General features: G+C 34.9%; 19 protein-coding genes and 1 tRNA gene. 4 read left to right on the plus strand and 16 right to left on the minus strand.

Features of this window, described 5'->3' with window-relative positions; genetic code table 11:
* The first annotated feature begins 368 nt into the window (after nt 1-368).
* Nucleotides 369-1,700, plus strand: coding sequence for a M12 family metallopeptidase (locus DBR39_RS21280; protein ID WP_124536490.1), 1,332 nt, complete (start codon nt 369-371; stop codon nt 1,698-1,700).
* A gap of 77 nt (nt 1,701-1,777) precedes the next feature.
* Here DBR39_RS21280 and DBR39_RS21285 read toward each other — a convergent pair whose 3' ends face one another.
* From DBR39_RS21285 to DBR39_RS21295, 3 genes are all read right to left on the minus strand, one after another.
* Nucleotides 1,778-3,049 carry an adenylosuccinate synthase gene (locus tag DBR39_RS21285; RefSeq protein ID WP_124536492.1) on the minus strand — a complete coding sequence of 424 codons (1,272 nt, stop codon included), beginning with the start codon at nt 3,047-3,049 and terminating at the stop codon, nt 1,778-1,780.
* A 151-nt stretch (nt 3,050-3,200) separates the two neighbouring features.
* Nucleotides 3,201-3,770 (minus strand): Crp/Fnr family transcriptional regulator, encoded by a 570-nt coding sequence (locus tag DBR39_RS21290; protein WP_124536494.1) that lies wholly within the window; start codon nt 3,768-3,770, stop codon nt 3,201-3,203.
* Between the two features lie 371 nt (nt 3,771-4,141).
* On the minus strand, nt 4,142-4,987 hold the full coding sequence (locus tag DBR39_RS21295; RefSeq protein WP_124536496.1) for a mechanosensitive ion channel family protein: 846 nt from the start codon (nt 4,985-4,987) through the stop codon (nt 4,142-4,144).
* A gap of 566 nt (nt 4,988-5,553) precedes the next feature.
* Here DBR39_RS21295 and DBR39_RS21300 point away from each other — a divergent pair.
* Nucleotides 5,554-5,865, plus strand: a complete 312-nt coding sequence (locus DBR39_RS21300; protein WP_124536498.1) for a hypothetical protein — start codon at nt 5,554-5,556, stop codon at nt 5,863-5,865.
* On the opposite strand, the gene DBR39_RS21305 is transcribed toward DBR39_RS21300, so the two are convergent.
* The 4 genes from DBR39_RS21305 to DBR39_RS21320 all read right to left on the minus strand — a co-directional run bounded on the left by DBR39_RS21305 (nt 5,862) and on the right by DBR39_RS21320 (nt 8,589).
* Nucleotides 5,862-6,596, minus strand: a complete 735-nt coding sequence (locus DBR39_RS21305) for an SDR family NAD(P)-dependent oxidoreductase (RefSeq protein WP_124536500.1) — start codon at nt 6,594-6,596, stop codon at nt 5,862-5,864. The genes DBR39_RS21300 and DBR39_RS21305 overlap by 4 nt on opposite strands.
* 206 nt (nt 6,597-6,802) lie before the next feature.
* Nucleotides 6,803-7,165 carry a preprotein translocase subunit YajC gene (gene yajC, locus DBR39_RS21310; RefSeq protein WP_124536502.1) on the minus strand — a complete coding sequence of 121 codons (363 nt, stop codon included), beginning with the start codon at nt 7,163-7,165 and terminating at the stop codon, nt 6,803-6,805.
* A 10-nt stretch (nt 7,166-7,175) separates the two neighbouring features.
* Entirely contained in the window at nt 7,176-7,682 is a 507-nt protein-coding gene (locus tag DBR39_RS21315) for a DUF1573 domain-containing protein (RefSeq protein WP_124536504.1), read from the minus strand.
* A gap of 1 nt (nt 7,683) precedes the next feature.
* The gene (locus DBR39_RS21320; protein WP_103232154.1) at nt 7,684-8,589 is read right to left on the minus strand and encodes a transcription antitermination protein NusB; all 906 of its coding nucleotides are present in this window, start codon (nt 8,587-8,589) and stop codon (nt 7,684-7,686) included.
* A gap of 90 nt (nt 8,590-8,679) precedes the next feature.
* On the opposite strand from DBR39_RS21320, the gene DBR39_RS21325 reads away from it, so the two are divergent.
* Both DBR39_RS21325 and DBR39_RS21330 read left to right on the plus strand, forming a co-directional pair.
* On the plus strand, nt 8,680-10,341 hold the full coding sequence (locus DBR39_RS21325; protein ID WP_124536506.1) for an ABC transporter ATP-binding protein: 1,662 nt from the start codon (nt 8,680-8,682) through the stop codon (nt 10,339-10,341).
* A 99-nt stretch (nt 10,342-10,440) separates the two neighbouring features.
* A complete protein-coding gene (locus tag DBR39_RS21330; protein WP_034701927.1) occupies nt 10,441-10,776 on the plus strand; it encodes a DUF3276 family protein in 336 nt (111 codons plus the stop codon).
* A gap of 180 nt (nt 10,777-10,956) precedes the next feature.
* On the opposite strand, the gene DBR39_RS21335 is transcribed toward DBR39_RS21330, so the two are convergent.
* The 9 genes from DBR39_RS21335 to DBR39_RS21375 form a co-directional block, all read right to left on the minus strand.
* Nucleotides 10,957-13,308, minus strand: coding sequence for a hypothetical protein (locus tag DBR39_RS21335; protein WP_124536508.1), 2,352 nt, complete (start codon nt 13,306-13,308; stop codon nt 10,957-10,959).
* A gap of 255 nt (nt 13,309-13,563) precedes the next feature.
* Nucleotides 13,564-13,639, minus strand: a tRNA-His gene (locus DBR39_RS21340).
* 35 nt (nt 13,640-13,674) lie between these two features.
* Nucleotides 13,675-14,394 (minus strand): bacillithiol biosynthesis deacetylase BshB1, encoded by a 720-nt coding sequence (bshB1, locus tag DBR39_RS21345; protein WP_124536510.1) that lies wholly within the window; start codon nt 14,392-14,394, stop codon nt 13,675-13,677.
* 82 nt (nt 14,395-14,476) lie between these two features.
* Complete coding sequence (locus DBR39_RS21350; RefSeq protein ID WP_124536512.1) at nt 14,477-16,129, minus strand: tetratricopeptide repeat protein; 1,653 nt, start codon at nt 16,127-16,129, stop codon at nt 14,477-14,479.
* A gap of 90 nt (nt 16,130-16,219) precedes the next feature.
* On the minus strand, nt 16,220-17,092 hold the full coding sequence (locus tag DBR39_RS21355) for a PstS family phosphate ABC transporter substrate-binding protein (RefSeq protein ID WP_124536514.1): 873 nt from the start codon (nt 17,090-17,092) through the stop codon (nt 16,220-16,222).
* Nucleotides 17,082-17,279 carry a DUF308 domain-containing protein gene (locus tag DBR39_RS21360; protein WP_185145152.1) on the minus strand — a complete coding sequence of 66 codons (198 nt, stop codon included), beginning with the start codon at nt 17,277-17,279 and terminating at the stop codon, nt 17,082-17,084. The genes DBR39_RS21355 and DBR39_RS21360 overlap by 11 nt, the downstream gene beginning before the upstream one ends.
* Before the next feature lie 76 nt (nt 17,280-17,355).
* Nucleotides 17,356-18,195 (minus strand): energy transducer TonB, encoded by an 840-nt coding sequence (locus DBR39_RS21365; RefSeq protein WP_124536516.1) that lies wholly within the window; start codon nt 18,193-18,195, stop codon nt 17,356-17,358.
* A gap of 29 nt (nt 18,196-18,224) precedes the next feature.
* A complete protein-coding gene (locus tag DBR39_RS21370) occupies nt 18,225-18,791 on the minus strand; it encodes an ExbD/TolR family protein (RefSeq protein ID WP_103232163.1) in 567 nt (188 codons plus the stop codon).
* An 11-nt stretch (nt 18,792-18,802) separates the two neighbouring features.
* Entirely contained in the window at nt 18,803-19,411 is a 609-nt protein-coding gene (locus DBR39_RS21375) for an ExbD/TolR family protein (protein WP_124536518.1), read from the minus strand.
* Nucleotides 19,412-19,463 lie beyond the last annotated feature (52 nt).

Consider the following 19,463-nt stretch of genomic DNA (forward strand, 5'->3'; position numbering starts at 1 on the left):
ACATTATAAATTTCAATACACTTTATTAATTTGGTAATATAATGAGCTTTATATTAGTAAAAAGGATCAATTTGTCTATCATATCAAATATTAGTGAAATAATTTAATTTGGAATTTAACAGTAAAAAATTAATACAAAAAGGGTTATTATCGAAATAAATACACACTTTAAATAAAAAATAGATAAAACAATCATTATATTATGTTATATACAATCATAATATTTTATTAATATATTTATAACATACAGCTGAATTATAATGAGGACTTAATCAAACTTAGGAATTGATTTATTTTTGCAATCTTTTGTGTATGGGAATAATATAGCTGTTCATATTTTAAAATTTAACCAACCAATATTATATAATATGAAAAGCAAACTATTACTCCTATCAGGATGCCTTGTTTTGGCACTGAATTCATGTAGGTCGGATATTGAAAATCCACAAGAAGATTCAATGGATCCTACAACGACGAAGCTAGAAAATGCAAAGATTCACAAATTATTAATTAACGGAACTTACACGTATGTCAATGAAGTAAATGGTGAATATTTTTATGCAGATGACATTACCATTAGCTCCGAGCAGTTTGATAACTTAAAGATGCAGGCCAATTCTGAAATGTCAACAGTCGGGAAAAGTACCATTGTAAGCTCTTTTATTAAGACTTGGCCGAATGCAACAATTTATTATACATTACCCAGCCAAGGAAGTCTGAGCACTCAGAATTATAATACATTCCTTACCAATATCAACAAAGCGTTTGATCTGATTTCTTCTCAAACCAGTGTTCAGTTTGTTGAACGGACCAATCAAACAGAATACATCACCTTCACTTATACAACAACCAACAGCTCTCCACTTGGATGGCAAAAAAACAGAGTGAACGGTATTAAAATCTATAATATCACTTATCCCGCAATTATTGCTCATGAAGTAATGCACTCTATGGGAATCATGCATGAACAGTGCCGCCCAGATAGAGATCAGTACATTATTGTAGATGTAAACAAAGCCGTAGAAGGAAGCCGTCATAACTTCAATCTTTATAATGATTACGCAGGACATGGCGCATTTGATTTCGGTTCAGTCATGATGTATCAATCTACGGACTTTGCTATCAACTCAAGTCAGCCGGTAATGACTAAGCTGGACGGATCCACATTCACCAAGCAAAGGACAGGATTGTCTGCCGGTGATTATGCCGGAATAAATCATTTGTATGGACCTGTGAATGCCAGTTCTGCCATCAACGGAACGTATACAATGACAACAGCTTTAGCAAGTGATAAAAATTTAGATATTTCCGGAAGTTCCACGACAGACGGAACCAGCATAATTTTGTATTCATCTTCTACAGGGAATAACCAGAAATTTACTTTCAGCAAATCGGATCACGGTTATTATATCATCAAATCTATATTGGATCCTACAAAGGTGCTCACCGTAAAAAGTAACGGGACAACGAATGGAACAGCAGTTGAATTAAGAACCAATTCTAATACAGATTCTCAGAAATGGTTATTATTCAATCTCGGAAATAATGGCTTTGGATTCGCTCCTAAGAATGCTCCAGCATTGAGATTAGAGGTAAAGAATGGCTTAACAACTAATCTTACCCCTATTGTAATCGGCACTACAGACCAAACGGTTCAGCCTTCTACAAAGCAACGCTTTATACTTACAAAAGTTAATTAATCATTTTCATCCCAATAAAGAGGTTAGGAAACTTATTTCCTAACCTCTTTTGTTTTTATATAATTCCTGTTTTATAATTATGAAATCATTTTCAACATCTGCTCTCTTCCCGGCCCCGTTGAAAGGTAAGCGACAGGAATTCCTAATTCTGCTTCCAGAAATAATAGAAACTCATGGACTTCTTTTGGCAGCTCCGAAGGACTTTTCATCGCAGAGAAATCAGCGTCCCATCCATTCATCCATTTCAGTATTGGCTTTCCGCTTTCCGGAAGTATTCCCGAAACAGCCAATATCTCTCCATTCTCCAATTCATAATGAGTACAAACGGCAACTGATTTCAATCCACTTAATACATCAGCTTTCGTCAGAACCAGCTGAGTCACTCCATTGATCATCACTGCATATTTCAAAGCCGGTAAATCCAGCCAGCCTGTTCTTCTTGGACGTCCTGTGTTCGACCCAAACTCATTTCCTTTTGTTCTGATCTCTTCACCTAATTCATCAAATAACTCTGTCGGAAATACTCCGTTTCCTACTCTGGTACAGTATGCTTTGGCAATCCCAAATATTTCACCGATATTTTTCGGTGAAACACCTAATCCAATACTCGCTCCTGCAGCCGTTGTTGAAGAAGAAGTAACGTAAGGGTAAGTTCCATGGTCAATATCCAGCATGGCAGCCTGAGATCCTTCTGCCAATATTGTTTTTCCTTCTGCTAAAGCATTATTCAGATATATTTCTGTTTCAGTACATTTGAATTTCTTCAGAAAATCTACTGCTTCGAAAAACTCATTCCTGATCTCTTCCAAAGAAGGAAGCTCCCTATTTCCTTCTGCAAGCATTTTGTAATCCCTCTCTAAAATATGCTGCACTCTGCTTTTAAAGTCGGGAGCAAACATATCTCCTATTCTGAGATTCTGTCTTAAAATTTTATTTGAATATGCCTGTGCAATTCCGTTTTTGGTTGTTCCGATCGTTGTATAATCAGAACTCTCTTCCATAAAAATATCCAGAAGTTTGTGAGTAGGCAGTACAAAGTGAGCCTTTAATGAAATAATGATATTGGTTTCCGGCTGAACCGTTTCATCGAATGCCTGAAGATTTATAATTTCTTTTTTAAAACTTACAGGATCCAGAACTGTTCCTGTTCCAATAACATTTTGTACTCCTTTCATAAAGATTCCCGAAGGGATCATTTTAAGGGTAATTCTTCGCCCATTTCGTTCAATGCTATGCCCAGCATTAGAGCCACCATTAAAACGTGCTGTAATGTCATAATTCTCACTGATAAGATCGATAAACTTTCCTTTTCCTTCATCTCCCCACTGCAGCCCTAATACAATATCCATATTCGTACTTTAATTTTATGAGACAAAGCTATGACAGTCAACGAGAAAGACCATTGTCATTTGACAAAAAGAGATTGGAAGAAAAGTGAGAAGCCAGATATCAGAGGTTAGAATCTTCAATATTATTCTCCAAGCAACATCATCAATAGTTCTAAACTATATTTCTTCTGATTCTGCTCAATGATGAAGGGGTAACCCCAAGATAAGATGCCAGCATAGATTGCGGAACCCTATTGGCGAGGCCGGGATAATGATTTAAAAAATGAATATAACGGGATTTCGCATCCTGATTCAGCATGATACTCGCTACCTTCAGTTTATTCTCAACGACAAAGGCATGGATTCTGGTAAATAAAACCGGCCATACAGCAATTTTCTCCTCCAGTATTTTAAGATGTTTAAGATCGATTACCAGCAATACAGCATCCGTAATAGCCTCAATATCTTCATGAGCAGGAAGCTGGTCCGTAAACCCCTGAAAATCTCCGATAAACCTTCCTTCATAGATGAAATACCTGGTAAAATCATCACCCTGTTTATTATAATACAAAGACCGGAAAACACCTTCTTTCACAAAAGCAATTCTCTGACTTACTTTTCCTGCTTCTATAAAAGGCTCTCCTTTCTTTACAGTGATTTCATGAATTCCTTCAGCAATCAAAAGTTCATCCTGAGGATTCAGTGTCCCGAATTTTTTGATATAATTAAAAAGCTCTTCCATATTTTTTGTTGTAACCACGGATTGCGGAAATATAAAGGTATAAAAGTAACCGGGAAAAACAATTGTCATTTGACAACAAAGCCCATGAACGGAAACAAACGAGGTTCCAATAGCATTTTAATTACCTGATTTTTTTTACATAAGAGAATGCATGGCTTCAAAGATGAGTTTGTTGAAAGTTCTTATAATATTGAAGAAAATTCTCATCACAAAATTTTTAGATGAAATGATTATACTATTTTATTAGATTTTCTTGAGAAATACTCTAAAAAAGAAAATTAAAGGGGTCCTGTTTACTTTCCGTCAAGAATTTTCAAATAAAAACTCCTGCATTATTTTAATGCAGGAGTTTTTTATTATTTCTAATACAATTATTTATTGTAAACATGCACATCTCTTTGTGGAAAAGGAATTCCGATCCCTACTTTGTCAAGAGCTTCTTTACAATCTATGATCAGTTCCTCGTTCATCGCCCAGAAGTTTTCAGTAGAAGCACTTACTCTTATTGATAAATTGACAGCGCTATCCCCAAGCTCAGTAACCATTACCTGTGGTGCGGGTGTTGCAAGAGCATATTGATTGCTTCTTATTACGTTCAGTAAAATTTCTTTGGTCTGCTTAAGATCAGCATCATAGGCAACCCCGATATCCAATGATGTTCTACGGGTTCCTAATTGGGTAAAATTGGTAATACTGTTGTTTGAAACCACTCCATTTGGAATAACGATCAAATGGTTTTGCGGAGTAACCAGTTTTGTATGAAAAATATCTATAGCCTGTACTGTTCCTGAAACGCCGCTATTAGTAGAAATAAAGTCGCCTATCTTAAAAGGTTTCAGCAATAAAATAAGGATTCCACCTGCAAAATTCGTCAGTGATCCCTGCAGTGCAAGACCTATCGCCAAACCGGCAGCACCAATCATTGCAACAAATGCGGAAGTCTGTACTCCTAGCTGAGTAACTACGACAATAAAGAGAAGAATATTAAGCCCCCAGTTGATAATATTTAAAAGAAAATGCTGTAAAGAGGCTTCCATATTACGTTTTCTGAAACCTTTCGCAACCAGCTTTTTGATCATTCGTATCATCCACGATCCGATAAGATAAATTAGCAAAGCAGAAATAACCGCTGTAAAAATTCTCGGTGCCCATGAAATTGCTGAAGAAATTAAAGTGTCCCAGTGCTGTTGAATTTTATTCAATTCTAAATCGTCCATTTTATACTGTGTTTACTATTTATATCGATGAGATATTGACTTCTGTTCGATTAAAAAAATGAAATTGAACACTATCTGTCTAAAATGAGATTGACCTTACACTTCAAAAGTGAAAGCAAATGATATTATAGATTAAAATAGATTGGCAGCAGAACGGATTGTTTCAGCTTCTCAATAATCATTCAGAAATTGAATCTTACAGAAAGAAATAATTTTCAGGTCATAGAATTACAAAAACGATACCGAAGTTCTCTTATTCCGGAATTAATATTTTATCAACTTCTTATCAATTAATTATATATTTTTGATAACAATCTTTTTATAAGGAAATGATGGAAAAGTCTATTCAATTTCAAATTATTTTTAATGAAAACAGAGAAAGAGAGAGTCAAAAATTTTTCTTTCAATATAGATGGAAGAAAAATTTTCTTCAATTGAAAATAATAGGTGCTTGTACCATATTCTTTTTATTAATTGGCTTTTTACCTATAAAAATTTTTGATAAAAGTATCATTCCCTACACATTCAAATTACTTGGATTTCTGTGTATCGGATACATTTGCTTCTTGAGTGCACTCTATTTTAAATCAAAAAAACAGACCTATCAATTGATTGAAAAACGCATCGATGAATTGAAACAGCAGAGTGAAAAAAGAAGCTTAATTATTCTTAATGAAGAATCTATAACCATTCAGAAACCAACCAATATAACAGGTTCTAACTGGGATAAAATAAGCTATAAAATTGTTGGTGATTATCTTATTCTGAATCTTCTGCAAAACAAAATCAATATTATCTTTACATCATCCGCTTTTGAAGGATCTGATTATTATACTTTCAGAGATTTTGTTCAAAAATATTCTAAACAACGGGATTAAGGCAATTTTGCTACCAAACCTTCGGGCAGTAATTTCAAAATAATATAAATCATCTTCCATTTAAAATTCGGAACAATAGTAAAAGAATTTCCTGCGTTGACAATAAATTCCGCCACATAATCAGGCTCCATAATCAAGGATTCATTCAGTTCCAATCCTTCATTGATCTTTGTTCTGATATAGCCTATCACCAAAGCGTTCACGATTATTTTCCGGGAAGCTATCTCCTGTCTTAATCCAGCCAAAAACTGAGTAAATGCAGATTTTGTACTTCCGTACACAAAATTACTTTTTCTTCCTCTTACTCCAGACAAAGAAGAGAGACCAATAATCCTTTCCAGGTTTGTATTGCTTTTATCCATTGCAATAATGCTCAGGATAGATACTCCACCCATATAATTGACCTCCATCATCTGTTTCGCTCCTCTGAAATCAGTCAAAGCTTTTTGATTATCGACTAAAAATCCCGCAGCATACACTACAATATGAGGTTTTACGGGTAGATCAGCATAGAATGTAGGATGGGAATCAAAATCTGCAGCATCAAAATACAAAACAGATACTCTTGAATGGTCCAGATTATTTGAATTAATAAAGTCTTCCAAAGCAGTTGTATTTCTGGAAGCTGCGGTCACCGAAAATCCCTTTTCAAGATATTGCCTGATACATTGTTTCGCTACATCAGAATTCGCCCCCAGAATAAGAACTGTTTTGTTTGTGTTTTGACTCATATGACAAAGATAATTTTTTTATTAAATACTACTCTCACTAATTGTTTCCACAAATGGACACAAAGATTCCCCAGTATATTATTGACTATTGAGAAAAGGAAAAAATATTAATCATTCCTATCATTATAGGTCAAAATATTATCTATAAAAAAGCTGCGGCGGGTGAACTTAGTTCACCCGCCGCAGCTAAATATTTTCAGACTGAATTATTTCTTTTCTTCAGTTGCTGTTTCTTTTTTGTCATCTGCTTTATCAGCAGATTTCGCTTTATCTCCAAAACGGGATTCTGTCATTTCTCTTGACACCGCCGCTTTTTCGAATTTCAGTTTTCCGGATAATGTTTCGATCACAAAACCGTCATCCTGAACCTGAGCAATTCTTCCGTGAAGACCTGATGTAAGAACTACTCTCGTTCCTACTTTAAGGTTTTCCTGAAAGCTTTTCTCCTGCTTTTGTTTTCTCATCTGAGGTCTTATCATCAGGAAATAAAATCCGACGAACATCACCCCCATCATGATAGGCATCATCAGTGAAGATCCACCTTGTGCCTGTAAAAATAATGTCAACATATATTAATTATTATGGTTGAATGTTCGCTGTGAACGTTAATCTGATTGGAGATTTTTCTACGTTTGCAAAAACATCTGCATATTTCTGAACGTTTCCGTCAAAGCTTGAAGAATCAAAGTGCAATGTAACTTTTCCTTTTTTACCCGGCATAATCGGTTCTTTTGTGAAATCAGGAGCTGTACATCCGCATCCTGGCTTAACTTCAGAAATAATTAAAGGGTTTTTACCAGTATTAGTAACTTCATATATGTGCTCTACTTTGTCTCCTTTTTTGATTTTTCCAAAATCGAAGCTGTTTTCAGATAAAGCAACAGAAGTAGATGGTTCGTTCGAAACCGGAGCAGCTGCTTCACTTGTTGCAGGTGTTGCTGCAGAATCAGTGATTACCGGAGTCGCAACAGCCGCAGAATCAGTAGTTGCAGTTTCAGTACTTTGAGTTTCTTTGTTTTCTTTTTTACATGAAACTAACCCAAAGCCTATAATAGACAAGGCGATAATTGATAACGTCTTTTTCATTTTATATTCTATTTTGATCTTTACAATATTTATCTAAAATACCATTAATGAAGATATTGGAACGGTCTGTAGCAAATACTTTTGCAATTTCAATATATTCATTAATAATAACTCTTGAAGGGGTAAAAGCAAAGTTATCAAGTTCTGAAATAGAGGTGGATAAAATTACTTTATCCATTAAAGAAACTCTTTCAATATCCCAGTTCTCAAGTCTTTCTTCCAATTTCTTTTCATTCGTTTCCCAATTGTTCAGAGTGTCTCTCAACAATTTTGCAGCGAATGTTTTATCCTCTTCATCTTTAATCATTTTGATTAAAGTTCTGCTTTCTTCATCTTCTCTTAGGAAACCGATTGTTTTCTGTACCATTGAGTTGGCAATGTGAATATCATCGTACCATGAAAGTTCCTTATCACCTAAGTAATCATGAAAATCTTCATTCTCAGCAATATATCTCAAAAATAATTTACCGATAAATTTCTGGTCTTCTTCAAAAGAGTATCCATCTTCTTTCATGAAATCCTGATAACGTTTTCCGGCAGTAATTCTCTGGAAAGTTTTCACCAATAAATCATCATGCATATCCCATTTCAATTGTTTATGCTGACCTGTAAAAAATAATCTTTCAGGGTTTTCTTCCAGTTTAAGCAATACTTGGTTATTGATGAATTTTTGGTTAGGATTGATATCAGCATCAGTTTTAAGATATTTATTCTTACCAATTTCGATCTGATGTTCTGCCAATTCTTTCAGAGCTACCAAAAAATTGAGCTGATAGATGTATAGATAATAGATTTTTTCTATCCCGGCAAACATGTTTTTCTCTAAAACATCAAATTTTACAGGATTTTGGTAGTATGAATACACTGACTGTACTACTTTTTCACGGATTTGTCGTCTTCCTAACATTCAAAGAGCTTTTTTATGGGTGCAAAGATACAAAATTTAAAATTGACGAATTCGTAGTGTGATGACATTTTTGTAATTTTGTCAAACTATATGAAAGCGTTAAAAACCTTAAACCCTTATTTTTGGAAACACAAAATACTACTTTTTTGGGGGGTACTATTTATCATTGCCAGTAATTTCTTCAATATATATAAGGTCCAGTTTGTAGGAAAATCTGTGGATGAGCTTACAAAAAGTGGGAACATTGGCTTCAATAACCAGGTTCTGATCTATGTAGGAATTATCGTAGGGTGTTCTCTTCTGACCGGATTTTTTACCTTTATGATGAGGCAGACCATCATTGTTGCCTCGAGAAGGATAGAATATGAACTTAAAAATAGAATCTACAGACATTATCAGGATTTATCTTTAACGGATTATAAGCAGACCACCATCGGAGATTTAATGAACAGATTGAGTGAAGATGTTGTTGCCGTAAGAATGTATCTTGGTCCTGGTGTCATGTATGTGGCTAACCTGATCGTTCTTGTGGTGATTACGGCTATTTATATGGTAAAAACAGATGCATCCATGACGTTGTGGACTTTGCTGCCTCTTCCGATTTTATCTTTTGCTATTTATAAAGTGAGTTCAATCATTAACAAAAAGTCGAAGATCATGCAGAAAAGCCAGTCTGCGATTTCAACTTTTGTTCAGGACAGCTTTTCAGGAATCCGTGTGGTAAAGTTTTTTGCCAGAGAGAAATATATTGGGAAAAACTACGGGATCAAAGTCACCGACTATCAGAATAAAGCATTAGATCTGGCAAAAACTGAAGCTTATTTCTTCACCATTATTCTCTTTGTAATTGGATTATTGAATGTTGCTGTGATCTTGATTGGGGGTTCCAAATATATTGCCGGTGAATTAAGCATCGGTAAAATTGCAGATTTCTTTATGTATATCAACACCCTGATTTTCCCTTTCTCTATGGTAGGATGGGTAACATCTGTGAACCAGAGAGCCGAAGCCTCCATGCAAAGGATCAATGAATTCATGGATAAAAAATCTGAGATCGTTAATACTAATTTTGAAAACTATCCTATAAAAGGGGATATAGAATTTAGAAATGTTTCCTATGTATATCCCAATACCGGAATCAAAGCGTTGGATAACTTAAGTTTTAAAGTTAAAGCTGGAGAATCTTTAGCGATTATGGGTAAAACCGGAAGCGGAAAATCAACGATAGCACTGCTTTTATGCAGACTGATAGATCCTAGTGAAGGAGAAATTCTGATTGACGGTAAAAACCTGAAAGATCATAATCTGGAAAACTACAGAAACTTTATCGGATATATTCCTCAGGAGAGCTATTTATTCTCTGATTCTATCGAAAACAATATTGGTTTTGCCATTGATAATCCTTCTCATGAGAAAGTATTAGAGTATGCAAATATTGCCGATGTTCACAAAAATATTGTAGAGTTTAAAGATCAATATAAAACACTTGTAGGTGAACGGGGGGTGATGCTTTCGGGGGGACAGAAACAAAGAATTTGTATTGCAAGAGCCTTAATTAAAGACCCCAATATCATTATTTTTGATGATTCTCTGTCTGCTTTAGACACTGAAACAGAGCAAAATATTCTTGAAAATATCGATAAAAAAATCAGTAATGCTACATCCATAATCATCACACACAGAGAGTCTAGCGCTCAAAAAGCCGATCAAATCATCAACCTAACTGAAATTGCCAATTCTGTAACTGCTTAGCCATTTCATTCTCAATTGTTAAATAAATCATAAAAAAAATTTTGTGATTAAAAGAATTCTTTTATATTTGTTCTTAACAAGATTAAAAAATATCTAACAATGAGTGAATACAAGGAACGCCATGAAAATGAGATTTTCACGAAGGTGTTAAAAGCAGGGAGAAGAACTTATTTCTTTGATGTGCGCGAGACGAAAGCAGGAGATTATTATCTTACAATCACTGAGAGTAAGAAGAATTTCGGAGAGAATGGGGAAGCTACATTCGAGAAGCATAAAATTTACCTTTATAAGGAAGATTTTAAGAGTTTTCAGGAGATGTTTAATGAGTCCACAGATTTCATCATTAATGAAAAGGGTGAGGATGTAATTTCAGAAAAACACGACAAAGACTTCAAAAGCAAATCATTCACAATTGATTCTGACGACGAAGTTTAAAAAGAATATCTAAAAACACAAGCATCTGAAAAAGATGCTTTTTTTATGCCTTAAAGTCAGACAATCTTGTTATAAGAATATATATCATAGTAGAGTTCAGCTATTTTTATACATTAAAAAAACGGGCTTTTGCCCGTTTCTTTTGAATATTATTATTTAAAATTGTTCATTCCTATCTTCCTATCTTGCGAATACCATTTCTTTTGATTCATCCTTATTATAAGATGCCGATTTCAGAAAACTGAATAACACGTCTGGCACTTTATTCTGACAAGGATCTGATTGTTTATTAGCCTGAGGAGGGGTTTTAACAACTTGCGCTGCTGAAAACATAACTATGCCTCCATCTTTTCTCAGCGTAACAAGCTCATCATTCTTAGAGCTTGGATCAAAGTTTCCAAAACACATTACATTATCTTGGGTTTGCGAAACAGGAAAACTTTCAATTCCAACATCATCTAAAAATTTAATTCCGTTTAGTTCTTTCAGTTTAAAAATTTTATAATTTCCATCAAAATTTCTATGGGCAACAATCTCATCCCCTTCAATACCGTCAAGATTTCCAACAGCCAGCCCTTTCCAATCTGAAGCTGATCCAAATCCTATAGACTTATCAATCAGTGTCATTACTCCATTATCATCAATACTATAAACATATACACCATTTTGCATATAATCATCAGCATCAATCAGTAATACAATTTCATCTTTACCAGCATGATCAAGATTACCGGCTGCAACCGCTTTAATTTTAGAATTTGCAGGCAGATTGAGCTGATTAAAATAGACCAATTCAGGATTAGTCCCATTAAATTTATATACTCTTACTTCTTTGTTGTAATTTCTGACAGCAATAAAATCAGTTTTTCCTCCACTGATAAAATTTCCAGCAGCAACTCCTACCCATTTCGAATCTTCACCGAATCCTGTAAATTGCGTACTTTCAATGATCTGATTATTTTCAATTTTATAAATATAAAATCCGTTTTTGTTAAAATCAGCATGATCACTCAATGCGATAATCTCGCTCTTACTATCACCAAAAAAATCACCTGTAGCTAAACCTTTCCAATGGTAGGTACTATCGCCACACACTCTACTGTTTGTAACAGAGGTGAACCCTTTATTAAGAGGTTTCATTGTACCCATCATTCCATCAAAATTTCTTAAGACAACAAATTGTTCATTGCTTCCTCCATCAAAATTTCCCTTTGCAACTCCTCTCCAGTCAGAACCTTCTCCATATCTATGTTCGGTACTTACAGGAACAATTAAGTTTTCATAATTAGCTAAAAGTGCCAATGTCAAAGATGAACCTTCTACATTGATACGCTCATAATAATTTTTTGCAGCTTGTAAGTCTGCAATTATCTGATATATTTTTTTATCATATTCCGAGGACAGATATAGCCACATGTAGGAAACATATGCATCATAATTGGTATTACTAGGTGGAGGAAGCTCATTTATAGTATGATATTTAATATTCCATTTTAAACCGTTATAATTCACTGCATCATGTATAGATAGAGGTCCCTGATAAATATCTTTTGTAAAACTGTTAGCATATCTCTTCATATCTAAGGATGTATAAAGAGAATCATTGTTGTTGTTTTTTATATTATATTTATAGCATTCATATGGAAAACTTACAGTCAAACCTGCATGGGATATATCATCACGTAAGTAAAAAAGATTCCAATATATCCAAGTATACGACCCTAGATTGTTGTTAACAGAAGTATTTAATTTTAAGAAATTAGCAACTTTATTAAGCTTTTTAAGATAACGCTGGTCATCTGTCGCCCTGTACATTTGTACAAAAACCCTTCCTATGGAGCTTTGCATATTAAACGGTAAAATTTCACCCTTATACTTTAGTGGAGGATTGCTATTAACATTAATAGAATCTCTTTCTTTATAATACCCTATACTATCATTAGAATTAGGGGATGGCTCCTCATGCCATTGATCCTTATGATACATAAGCGTTTCTTTTACCTTTTGTTTAAGATCATCCGCAATATTTTTAAATGTCATCCCATTATAACGGCCACCTGATTGATACAATATATTTTGAATAGTAGTATCATTTTTAACGATAGCCGCGAACTTAGCCATTGGGTAGGTTATATTAGCACTGTGAGCTAAATGGCCATAAGGTTTTCCATCATTTGCAAGCAAATTATAACGATTGGTTGACCATACAGGGCCAATACTATCTCTATAATCAGAAATATTGCTTAAACCTAAACTTGGTGTCTGTTCTCTAAGATCATCTCTCCTATCAATCACATTCCCTATGCATCTTATTAAGTTTTTAGCATATTTTACATCATGTGTTTTTTCATACATTATTACTAATGCTTCCATATGTGCTGGTACACCCCAAGAAAACTCACCCTGATCAGGACTGTCTGAATTACCTAATGATGTATCATAATGCTTCTCATCAAAGAGGTTTTGATAGTAAGATTGGGCATAGGATTTTAAGACAAATAATAAAATGAAAATTGTGAAGAGTTTTTTCATGTTAATAGTTTTGATTTTGAAATAATTTAATAGGAATTATTCTCATGATTCTGGCTAAACAAATATAAAAGTTTCAGAAATCAATCCCTAAATTTATTTTAAAGGATTAAATAATATCATTTTTATGCATTGACTTAACATTATAAGCGTGATATGTGAAAAAAAAATGAGAAAAAAGTATAAAAAGTAACTCTAAGCTGTTACTGAGATTGGTTCAAAATAAAAAAGTACACTTTTAAAAAGTGTACTTTCTTTGGGTGAATGAGGGGTCTCGAACCCCCGACCTTCGGAACCACAATCCGACGCTCTAACCAACTGAGCTACAATCACCGTTTTGTGAGTGCAAATATAGGACATTTTCCTCAACTACCAAACAATTCCATCAAAATTTTTCAAAGAAATTAACTTTTCTGACGTAAATCCCTCAGCATAAGTAACTCCCGATAATCGGCCTAAATCCTGTGCACGGTATGTCAAACTCTCATAAAAGTCTTTTGTCGTAATCGGAGTCTCGGGTTCCTTAGAAGCCGGATCATAAAACTGGGTTTTATAAGCCATACAGGCTTCAAGTTTTGTGTTAAGATATTCCGAGATATCAATTACAAATTCCGGCCTGATATCTTTCCACTGAATATAATGAAAAACATGCTTCGGTCTCCACACTTCCTGAGCTTCTCCTCCATCCACGGTCTCAATTTTTCTTAACCCGGATAAAAAGCACGCATCCGACACTAATTTCGCTCCTTTTGCATGATCCGGATGTCTATCATCAATTGCATTCGCTAAGACGATTTCTGGCCTGTATTTTCGAATCATTTTTACGATTCTCATCTGATATTCCTCGGAATTGACAAGAAAGCCATCTTTCATTCCAAGATTTTCTCTTGCAGACAATCCTAAAATTTTAGCGGCGTCTGAAGCTTCGGCTTTTCTTGTTTCATCTGTACCTCTTGTTCCCAGCTCTCCTCTTGTAAGATCTACAACGACACATTTTTTTCCCTCCGCAACCATTTTAGCAATAGTTCCGCCACATCCCAGTTCTACATCATCAGGATGTGCACCAAAAGCAAGTATATCAGTTTTCATAAATTCAAAGATAGGATTTAAAATAAAAACTTCCCAAACATAATGGATGGGAAGTTTTAATATCTATAATTTAAATTTTAAATTACTTATTGATCTCTGCGTTTAATTTCACAGCATCCTGGTAAGTAGGATCTAACTGTAAAGATTTAGCTACATAATCTTTCGCTTTTGCAGCATCAGAATCTTTGTTCATATAAGCTACTGCGAAATAAGCATAAGCAAGAGTTTGTTTGTTTGCTTCCTGGTCAGCAGGTTTTACTGTACTGATGAATTTTTCATAAGCCAATTTTGCAGCATCATTATTTCCTGCCTGTTGGTAAGAATATCCCTGACTGTAATAAGCTGGAGCCCAATCAGGAAGAAGAGCTGACATTTTTTGCCATGTAAGGATTGCTCCGTTCCAGTTTTTAACATCCTGGTAAGCTGTTGCCAACTTGAACAACGCATCAGAGTCCTGAGCATTAGCTGCAACCTGCTTTTTCAATGCTTCAATAGCTGGGTTAGTAGGTCCTTTATCAACATCTGCCTGAGAAGCACCTCCACCACCTGCGATGTTAGCCAATTCAAGATCCCATTTCATTGTTTCATCTTTTGCAGCTTTTGCAATAGCAACTTTCTGCTGAGATTCTGTCATCAAAGCGCTCTTTTTAGCAGCATCTTTTTCATCTTTTGCTAAACCTGCAGCAATAAGCCCTTGTAGACCTTGGTCAGCAGGCTGTATTCTTGTCTTTTCAGCTTGAGAAGCAAACGTATCCATGTTTTGCTTAGCATCTGCATAGTTTTTATCTGCATATGCCTGATAAGCTCTTAATTTGAATTTAATAGGGTCTTCGATTTTATCAAAGATCTTATCCAAAACAGTTTTAGAGTTTGCATAGTCTTCATTTGTGAAGTATAATTTTGCAATTTCTAATTGAGTATATGGATCTTCGTCAGCGTATTTTGTATAGTTGATAAGGTCTTGAGTTGCTTTCGCATTCTGCTGGTATCTGATATCATAACCCGCTAATGCTTTATAAGCAGGAGCATACGTTGCATCTACACCAATAGCTTTATCAATGTTTTGCTTAGCTTGCTGCCATTGCTGTGCTGCCATCCATAAAGTTGCCATTCTTGTATAAACTGAAGCTTTATTCTTAGCAGTAGGTAATGCTTTATCATAAGCAGACATAGCCTCTCCCGGCATTCTTTTTAATCTGTAAGCATCTCCTAATGTATAATAATAATGTGCAGGAACACCTTTTTTCTCAGCTTTTTCAATCGCTTTAGTTAAAAACTGGATAGCAAGATCAGGTGAACTGTTCTTTTCAAATAAAGTTAAAGCTTCTGCTGCTCTGAACAGAACTTCAGCATCCTTCTCTCTGGAATCAGTTACTACTTTCTGAATTTCAGCTACAGCGCTTTTATCACCTTTACCTAATTTAACAGCAGCTAAACCGATTTTGTTCAGATAGCTTTTTGCATCAGCAGCTAATCCTTTGTTGAAACTTTCAGTTGCTTTAGCATAGTCTGGCTCTCCCTGTCTTAAGAAAGTATTTCCTAAATAGAAGTAGTTTTCAGCTGTAGGCTCTTTAGCGATCATGTCAGTGAAGTTTGTTTTTGCCTGTGCAAATTTATCACTGTCTATACTGTTAATACCATCCTGCAGTGTTTGTGCAGAGGCAAAACCGGTAAAAAATACTACGGCTGCTCCAAAAGCAATCTTCTTTACATTCATATTCATTATATCTTTCATTTTATATTTTCTAATAATTGAGTTATATTCTACACAATTTTCAGACCAAAACATTTTTTTTAATAGGAATAAATTGTGAATTTAATAATTTTATCGCATCTGCACCTCTCTTTTGTAGATGTTATAAGGCTGTAATCCCTCTTTCTGAACAATTTTTTGTCCTAAGTGGGTACATGAAAATCTTATAAATCCGTTGGCTATATTAAAGTTACCTTCATTAATAAGGAAATAAAGTACTCTTGTAAATGGATATTCCATTGAACGAAGTCCTTCAAAATCGGCATTATATGATTTCCCTTTTTCTACCACAGGAAGAATTTTCACCATCTCTCTCAGTTTTTCTGAAGTTTTATCATAAGGACGGCTAAAAGTATTAAGGCCTATAACGCCTATTTTATTAGGATATTGGCCTAGCTCCTCTATGATCTTCTGATTTCCCGGAATAATGGAAAATTGCAGATCTTTTGGCTGCTTTTTAAATTTTTCAGCAACAAAATTCAGATTACTTGAGTTGGTTCCATCAAAGATAAGCTCCTTTTTATCAGACATCAATCCCTTCTCAATTTCCTCCATTGAAATACTTTCTTTCGGAGAATCTTTAGGAACAACAAAAACTACCGCATCCGCAGCAAATTTAGCAGGAAGGAACTTCAAATCTGTTCTTTCTTCGTATGTTTTTATTTCATCAGGATTAAGATTTCTGGACATCACGATCACTTTAGCATTACCTTTAAGAAGATCAAGAAGTCCTAAATCTTCCTTTTTAGTTTCTACTTTGATATGGGTTTCAGGGTAATTAATCATATAGCCGCCGGCTAATGCTTCTGTGACACTTTGAAAAGATTCGTCAGTAAAAATTGTAAGATCACCTTTGTGATATGAAGGAGCGTTTTGCTCCTTTTTGCAGCCTGCAAGCATCATGCTTAAAACAAAAATTACTGCAAGCTTGAAACTATTCTTCATTTCTCGATTTTTTAATTCTTGAGATCGCCCTGTAAATTCTGAAAATACCATAAATAACCAATACCACTCCCAATGCATAGGCAACAGCAGGTTCTAAAATAGTAAAGAAGAATTTATAGATAATCACTACAATTCCTAAAACGATATAAAACAATCCCGTAACCAGGGATAACCAATTGAACATCATGTAACAAAAATACCAAAAAAAATAAAAAGAGAAGCATATGCTTCTCTTTTTATTTATATTTTGAATAAATTAAGTCTTATTCAAAGTTCATAGTAAATGGTACGCTATAGTAAGATCTAACGCTTTCTCCATTTCTTTTAGCTGGAGTCCACTTTTTAAGTTTCTTAACTACACGAACAGCTTCACTGTTGAAGTCGCCATTTGGAGATTTCTCTTCAATAGTAACCGCAGAAACAGTTCCATCTTTTTCTACAACGAACTTAAGCTTAGCTTTAAGTGTCCCTTCACCTCCTTCCATTAAAGAAGTATCGAAGTTATCTCCCAAGAACTTTCTTAATGCTCCCATTCCTCCAGGATATTCTGCAGACTGGTCAACATCTTTATAGATCTCGTTCGGGTTATTCGTTTTAACTTCTACAGTACTAGCTTTAGTACCTGTAGATGGTGGTGGTGGTGGTGGCGTATAAGCCGGAGCTTTAACCCCCTCCTGATTATTCAAACCAGTTGTTGTTTCCAACTGTTTCGTAATCGGTGGTGGTGGAGTTTCAATTTTCGGAGCTTTTACAGGCTCAGGAACTACGTTCTGAATCACCTCAATTTTCTCCTCTTCTTTTGGTGGAGGTGGTGGTGGTGGTTCTTCTTCTTTAGGCTGCTCGATAATCGGTTCTTCTTCAAGAATATCTACTAGATCTGCCTTCACTTCTTGTTTAGGTGGAGCTGTAAGATTCTTGATCGTAAGATAGATGAACGGAGACAAAGCGGCCAAAAGGAATAATGCTGTTCCTATAATAAAAGACTTAGTTAAAAGTCTAGGATACTGATGTCTAAGATCATAGGCACCATATTCCTTGTTTCTATTTTCAAATACGATCTCATCTAAAGTAAGATTCTGACCGTATACATTTTCATCTGCCATAGATTATATATAACAATTTTATGGTTAAATTACTTTGTAGCAGCAGGTGCAGCAGCACCTCCTATTTTCTTTTCATAAATAGCTTTTTCCCAAGGCTTCAAATCAGTAACACCGTACTGCTCGCTTTTGGTAATTGCCATTTCGTCAAGAATATCAACAAAGTTCTTATATACAGCATCATCAGTTGGCTTAATGATCACCGTAAATTTACTTTGATCTACAGCTCTAGATTTTGCCTGCTGAATTACTTTTCTAATTCCTTCTCTATCAAGAGTAGTTTCCAAAAGAGTTTGGTCGTTCAAAGAACTAGCATCCTGTTGGTGCCAAAAAACTCTATTGTTTTTTCCTAATAAGATAGAAATTGAGTTAGAAAGTTTAATTTCTGTTGGTGGAGGTTTAGGAGCATCTGGTTTTGGTTTAGCCGGAAGACCTAAGTCCATAACATTCGGTTTACTAAATGTAGTTGTGAACATAAAGAAGGTAATCAATAGAAAACCCAAGTCCACCATCGGAGTCATATCGACTCTGGTGTTTTGCTTCTTGGAACGGACCTTGCCGCCCTTGCCGCCTTTTTCTTGTACTTGTACTTCTGCCATTTCTATCGATATTATTCGTTAGGTTTACCTTCTTGTGATGTAATCAACCAAAATTTAAGAAAATCAATATCTCTTAAACCCTCAAATAGACCTTTAACTTTCGGGTACTGAGTTGTAACGTCACCTTTGATGGCTAACTTGTAGTCAGGGTTAACGCTTAAACTTTCTTTTACCCAGTCAATTAACTGCTTATTTGTACTGTCCATAGGAATTCCTGAAGGACTCTTATAATTTTTCTGCTCATCTGCAGGCATATCCAAATAACCTTTAAGTTGGTTCATTGGAACTCCAATTGCCTGAACTTTCTGGAAAGCAGCTTTTTGGTTGTTGTCAAAAGTAATACCATACTTCTGTCCCATTTTATCCAAAAGAGCAACTCTTTCTGATGCATTTTCTACTGGTTGGAAATAGAATTTTCCGTCCGGAGTAGCATTGATAGTCATTAAACTAGCATCAGGAAGTAATTTTTCCGAAATTGAAGATGGCGGTTTGATCTGCTCCACGTCAGGTTTTTTAAACTGAGTGGTCAAGATAAAGAACGTAAGAAGTAGGAACGCAACGTCACACATTGCGGTCATGTCCGTCACTACTCCATGTCTTTTTGGTTTGACTCTCGCCATTATTATAAAATATTTTTGATTAAACTTCTTTTAATTGCTAATGCAAATACCT

It is taken from the genome of Chryseobacterium sp. KBW03 (genome assembly GCF_003852415.1).
Classification (GTDB): Bacteria; Bacteroidota; Bacteroidia; order Flavobacteriales; family Weeksellaceae; genus Chryseobacterium; species Chryseobacterium viscerum.

Coding starts and splice junctions, on each gene's coding strand:
- DBR39_RS21280 (WP_124536490.1), top strand. CDS start 369: ATGAAAAGCAAACTATTACTCCTATCAGGATGCCTTGTTTTGGCACTG.
- DBR39_RS21285 (WP_124536492.1), bottom strand. CDS start 3,049: ATGGATATTGTATTAGGGCTGCAGTGGGGAGATGAAGGAAAAGGAAAG.
- DBR39_RS21290 (WP_124536494.1), bottom strand. CDS start 3,770: ATGGAAGAGCTTTTTAATTATATCAAAAAATTCGGGACACTGAATCCT.
- DBR39_RS21295 (WP_124536496.1), bottom strand. CDS start 4,987: ATGGACGATTTAGAATTGAATAAAATTCAACAGCACTGGGACACTTTA.
- DBR39_RS21305 (WP_124536500.1), bottom strand. CDS start 6,596: ATGAGTCAAAACACAAACAAAACAGTTCTTATTCTGGGGGCGAATTCT.
- yajC (WP_124536502.1), bottom strand. CDS start 7,165: ATGTTGACATTATTTTTACAGGCACAAGGTGGATCTTCACTGATGATG.
- DBR39_RS21315 (WP_124536504.1), bottom strand. CDS start 7,682: ATGAAAAAGACGTTATCAATTATCGCCTTGTCTATTATAGGCTTTGGG.
- DBR39_RS21320 (WP_103232154.1), bottom strand. CDS start 8,589: ATGTTAGGAAGACGACAAATCCGTGAAAAAGTAGTACAGTCAGTGTAT.
- DBR39_RS21325 (WP_124536506.1), top strand. CDS start 8,680: ATGAAAGCGTTAAAAACCTTAAACCCTTATTTTTGGAAACACAAAATA.
- DBR39_RS21330 (WP_034701927.1), top strand. CDS start 10,441: ATGAGTGAATACAAGGAACGCCATGAAAATGAGATTTTCACGAAGGTG.
- DBR39_RS21335 (WP_124536508.1), bottom strand. CDS start 13,308: ATGAAAAAACTCTTCACAATTTTCATTTTATTATTTGTCTTAAAATCC.
- bshB1 (WP_124536510.1), bottom strand. CDS start 14,394: ATGAAAACTGATATACTTGCTTTTGGTGCACATCCTGATGATGTAGAA.
- DBR39_RS21350 (WP_124536512.1), bottom strand. CDS start 16,129: ATGAAAGATATAATGAATATGAATGTAAAGAAGATTGCTTTTGGAGCA.
- DBR39_RS21355 (WP_124536514.1), bottom strand. CDS start 17,092: ATGAAGAATAGTTTCAAGCTTGCAGTAATTTTTGTTTTAAGCATGATG.
- DBR39_RS21360 (WP_185145152.1), bottom strand. CDS start 17,279: ATGATGTTCAATTGGTTATCCCTGGTTACGGGATTGTTTTATATCGTT.
- DBR39_RS21365 (WP_124536516.1), bottom strand. CDS start 18,195: ATGGCAGATGAAAATGTATACGGTCAGAATCTTACTTTAGATGAGATC.
- DBR39_RS21370 (WP_103232163.1), bottom strand. CDS start 18,791: ATGGCAGAAGTACAAGTACAAGAAAAAGGCGGCAAGGGCGGCAAGGTC.
- DBR39_RS21375 (WP_124536518.1), bottom strand. CDS start 19,411: ATGGCGAGAGTCAAACCAAAAAGACATGGAGTAGTGACGGACATGACC.